The following is a 4,708-nucleotide window of genomic DNA, read 5'->3' as shown; positions in this document are numbered from 1 at the left end:
TCATAATCAAAAGATGATAAGGGTATTGTGAAGCAACCAAAAGATCGGTCAACCGATCAAAAATACCTTAACTGATCGGTGTTAGCTAAAATAGCGGCTTTTTTATGTTTGTTAAACTTTAAAAGTTAGTAATAAATCGTTCACCCTACGTGAACCTTCAACAAGTTCAGCTGCTCCTTTTGCCACATTAAAGCTTAAGCTTAAGTTGTTATCTCCAAAGTCTTTAATTTGCGAAACATTATTACTAATATCATTACTAACCATTTGTTGCTCTTCTGCAGCAGATGATATTTGTATTGCTAAATGAGATATTTCACTGATTTGGATAAAAATCCCCTCTAATTCAACTTGAGTTTTATCGGTTGTCAGCACACAATTATCGGCTTGTGCTTTAGTGCTTTGCATTACTTTAGACCAGCTAAATAAAGTATCTTGTATTTCTTTAATAGAACTGTGGATTTGTGTTGTAGCATTTTGAGTACGTGACGAAAGGGTCCTTACCTCGTCGGCTACTACAGCAAAGCCTCGACCATGCTCTCCCGCTCTAGCTGCTTCAATCGCTGCATTAAGGGCAAGTAAGTTAGTTTGATCGGCAATTCCTTCTATTTCACTCATTACTTTACCAATCTTATCTGCTTCAGAGGCTAAGCTGGTGGCTGTGGTTGCAGCCTTTTCTACTTGAAAAGCTAAATCAGATACCATTTTACTATTATCTGCAATATGGTCTTTTATTTCAGAGCAACTTTGATGGGTGTTATTCACTTTATCAGCTGTTTGAGCGGTATTTACTGATATTTCACCAATGGTAGAGCTCATTTGAGTCATCGCTGATGCAATTTGTTCTAAACGCTCACCTTGCGAAAAAATGCCTTTTTCAGTAAGCGTAGATTGTTTATCTAGATCAGTTGCGATGCCATTAAAGCTTAATGTGGAGTCTTTCATACGGCCAAGAACCGTGCGCAATTTTGCGCTTAGCATTTGCTCTCTATAATCACTTACGCTATGCGGTGTATGGCCGCTGTAAATATAGCGAGAGATTGAATCGGCTTTTGCTTTTTGTTCGCGTAATATTTTAGGGGTAACAATCAGTTCGTCATAATTTAGCGCAATAACTAAGGCGCACATCAATAGGCTAATTACAGCTAAAGAGATTGATCCCGTAACAGCAATAAAAATCAGCCAAAGTAATAGGCATATAAAAGTAATGCCTTGTCTTATTGTGGTGTGTTCTCGTAGTTTAAATGATGACTTATTGGCATTTATTTTGTTGTAAAGAGCGTGTGCACGTTGCTTAAGTTGAGAGCTTGCTTTAGTTCTTACTGATTGATAACCAACAAGTCGGCTATGCTCAAAAATAGGGGTTACAAAGGCATCTACCCAATAATAACGGCCATCTTTACAGCGGTTTTTAACCATGCCGCGCCACGAGTGCTCTTGTTTTAATGTTGCCCACATTTCTTTAAAGGCCGCTTTTGGCATATCAGGGTGACGAACAATATTATGATGCTGACCGATAAGCTCTTGTGCGCTATAACCTGCTACAGAGCAAAACTCTTGATTGACGTATGTTATTACACCCTTGAGGTCGGTAGTAGAAACAAGCTCTTGTGACTCATCAAAGTATACTTCTTTATTTTTTAAGCTTTTATCATTGTGCATTATGTTTATTATCATCCTTTATTGTTGCTGTCATTATATTGGTTACACACTACAAAGCAAAAAATAGCGTCTTTCCTTTTATGCTCATAAGGCAAATAATTGTTTTTATTGATCTAGATCAAATTTAAATATCGAGTAGCTAAATTGAACTCATTTTAAATAAGTTCCGGTCTATTATTTTAGGCTTATATTTTGCGTATTTAATTTATACTTAAATACGCATTTAAAGCATTTGTATAATGCCCAGAGCAATGGCAATATTACGACTTAATATAATGATGTTGGTCATATTGAGCGCATGTATAGAGTGGGTAAATAATTATTAACTTAGAAAAATTATATTGTTCTAGCAATTTATACCAGTTGCATTAAATAAGTGATCAATTATAGCGCTAAGAAAATAGCACAATAACAAGGCGAAAATTATGACATATAGTTGTTCTATATGAATAATTTTTAACGCAGTGAGTGCGCTATTTAATGCGATAGAATGATCATATTTTCAATAAAATTGGTATTAATCTTGAGTCTAAGTAATTAGCCCCCATAACCTTATGATTAAGCCACGTGGCCCGAGGAAAGATTTTTTGACAACACATGATTTAACTAACGCACTTGAAGCGTTATCAGTAAATGAGCACCAACATGCAGTTAAAGGCATTAAACGTGGCATAGAGCGAGAGTCGCTAAGAATACAAGATAATGGTGCAATATCACCTCAAGGTCACCCAAAAGGTGTGGGCAGTGCGTTAACTAACGGCCATATCACAACTGATTTTTCCGAGTCTTTACTTGAATTTATTACTCCAGTTAGTGAATCGTCAACGCAAACGCTTAAGCAATTAAAAGACCTTCAAAAGTTCACTCTAGAAAAAATGGGCGATGAACTACTTTGGCCCATTAGCATGCCGTGTTTTATTGAGCACCAAGACGATATAGTGCTAGCTCAGTTTGGTAGTTCAAATACTGGTCAAATGAAAACACTATACCGTGAAGGATTAAAAAATCGCTACGGTAGTATGATGCAAGCAATTGCAGGTGTTCACTTTAATATTTCATTCCCAGATACGCTTTGGCAGTCACTTCATTCTTTACAAAAAAGCAATGCAAGCCTTCAAGATTTTATTTCAGAAGGCTACTTATCGCTTATTCGTAACTTTAAACGCGAACTATGGCTAATAAGTTACATGTTTGGCGCATCGCCAGCATTGTGTAACTCATTTTTGCAAGGTCGAAAAACTGACTTACCATTTAAAAAACTAGGTAAAGGCACGCTTTACTTAGAAGTTGGTACAGCACTGCGTTTAGGTAATTTAGGTTATACAAATAGCGCTCAGTCGTCACTACGCGTAATGTATAACTCGTTAGATGAATATGTAGCGGGCCTTAAAAAAGCAATCAACACACCATCAGAAATTTATGGTGATCTTGATGACTACAAGAGTGAAAACCCTAAGCAGTTAAATAAAAATATTCTGCAGATTGAAAACGAATTTTACTCGCCAATTCGTCCTAAGCGCAATGCGAAAAGTGGCGAAACGCCAACGGATGCATTGCTTCGAGCAGGCATTGAATACGTAGAAATTCGCGCATTAGACGTTAACCCGTTTAGCGAAGTTGGTATTGATATTGAGCAAATTCACTTTTTAGATGTGTTTTTAACGTATTGTTTATTAAAAGATTCAGCTCCAATGGATTGGAAAGAACAAGCACGTAGTACTGAAAATCTCGACACAGTAGTAAACCAAGGTCGAGAAGAAGGGCTAATGCTTAACTTTAATAACACACAGCGTAGCCTTCAGTCGTGGGGCGATGAAATATTTACCCAGCTTACAGATGTCGCTAAATGGATGGATAATGCTTATGGTGTTAACTATTACTCAGATACTATAAAGCGCATGGCAACGTGGATACATAATCCAGAGCTTACTTACTCTGGACGTTACGTGTCACAATTAAAAGAGTCTGGTTTAGACAACGGTCACTTTGCACTAGCATTGGCTAGTAAATATAAGCAAAGCCACGCAGATACTGACTACAGCGAGTTTTTAAAGCCTTGGCTGGAACAACAAGTTGTAGAGTCTAACGAAGCACAAGCTGCAATTGAGCAAGCAGATACCCAGTCATTTACCGCGTTTTTAGATGCGTATTTTGACGGTAAATAACCTTAGTATTTAGCAACATTTAAGCAAAAAAACGCAGCCTAAGTTGGCTGCGTAAATATATTCAGGGATGAATTAATGCTGTACTGGTGCATTCATTGAGTCAGACCCACACTTTTTAGAAAAGTTCTGTGAGATCTTAGAAAAATGAAAAAAAATGCAATTATCCTATCTCTCGCCATTACTTTAGCCGGTTGTGCTACAGCGCCCCCAAAGCAACCTAACGATTTATGTAAAATCTTTGAAGAAAAGCCCGATTGGTATTTCGATGCAAAAGATGCACAAGAAAAATGGGGTTCTCCCAAGCATGTACTCATGAGTATGATGTACCAAGAAAGCTCATTTAAGCATGATGCCGCTCCGCCTATGGAGTACTTCTTATGGATAATTCCTACCGGTCGCGCAAGTGATGCCTATGGTTACTCGCAAGCTAAAACACCAACATGGTCTGATTATATTCGTGAAACAGGCAACAACGGTGCTGATAGAGATGACTTTGACGATGCAATCGACTTTATGGCGTGGTTTGTTTATAAAACGCATAAAGTAAATAAAATATCTAAATGGGATGCTTACGCACAATACCTTAATTATCATGAAGGTTGGGGTGGGTATAAGCGTGGCACGTACAAAAAGAAAAAGTGGCTAATGGGTGTTGCGAACAAAGTTAAGCACAGAGCGAGCCGTTATGGTGCGCAATTAAAACACTGCGAAGAAGAGCTTGATAAAGGTTGGTTTGAACGTCTTATATTTGGCTAGATAATTATTAATGGATATAAAAAAGGAGCCAATTGGCTCTAATGCCAGTCAGTTAAGCTGACTGGCATTTTTCTTTTTATGGGGATACTTAGATGGTTTTGGCTTAACCCATCGGGGATATCTTCTAT

General features: G+C 37.7%; 3 protein-coding genes. 2 read left to right on the top strand and 1 reads right to left on the bottom strand.

Going from position 1 to position 4,708, the window contains the following annotated elements:
• Nucleotides 1-111: 111 nt before the first annotated feature.
• Nucleotides 112-1,659, bottom strand: a complete 1,548-nt coding sequence (locus GQR52_RS20095) for a PAS domain-containing methyl-accepting chemotaxis protein (RefSeq protein ID WP_165729583.1) — start codon at nt 1,657-1,659, stop codon at nt 112-114.
• Between the two features lie 587 nt (nt 1,660-2,246).
• On the opposite strand from GQR52_RS20095, the gene gshA reads away from it, so the two are divergent.
• Nucleotides 2,247-3,824: a glutamate--cysteine ligase gene (gene gshA, locus GQR52_RS20090; RefSeq protein ID WP_165729582.1), complete on the top strand. Its 1,578-nt coding sequence runs from the start codon at nt 2,247-2,249 to the stop codon at nt 3,822-3,824.
• A 144-nt stretch (nt 3,825-3,968) separates the two neighbouring features.
• Nucleotides 3,969-4,580: a transglycosylase SLT domain-containing protein gene (locus tag GQR52_RS20085; RefSeq protein WP_010554629.1), complete on the top strand. Its 612-nt coding sequence runs from the start codon at nt 3,969-3,971 to the stop codon at nt 4,578-4,580.
• Nucleotides 4,581-4,708 lie beyond the last annotated feature (128 nt).

Source organism: Pseudoalteromonas sp. 31A1, from assembly GCF_011378815.1.
Taxonomy (GTDB): Bacteria; Pseudomonadota; Gammaproteobacteria; order Enterobacterales; family Alteromonadaceae; genus Pseudoalteromonas; species Pseudoalteromonas arctica.
This window is presented reverse-complemented; position numbering and strand designations above follow the sequence as displayed.

Excerpts from the sequence above, each read along its gene's own strand:
- GQR52_RS20095 (WP_165729583.1), bottom strand. The coding sequence starts at position 1,659 with ATGCACAATGATAAAAGCTTAAAAAATAAAGAAGTATACTTTGATGAG.
- GQR52_RS20085 (WP_010554629.1), top strand. The coding sequence starts at position 3,969 with ATGAAAAAAAATGCAATTATCCTATCTCTCGCCATTACTTTAGCCGGT.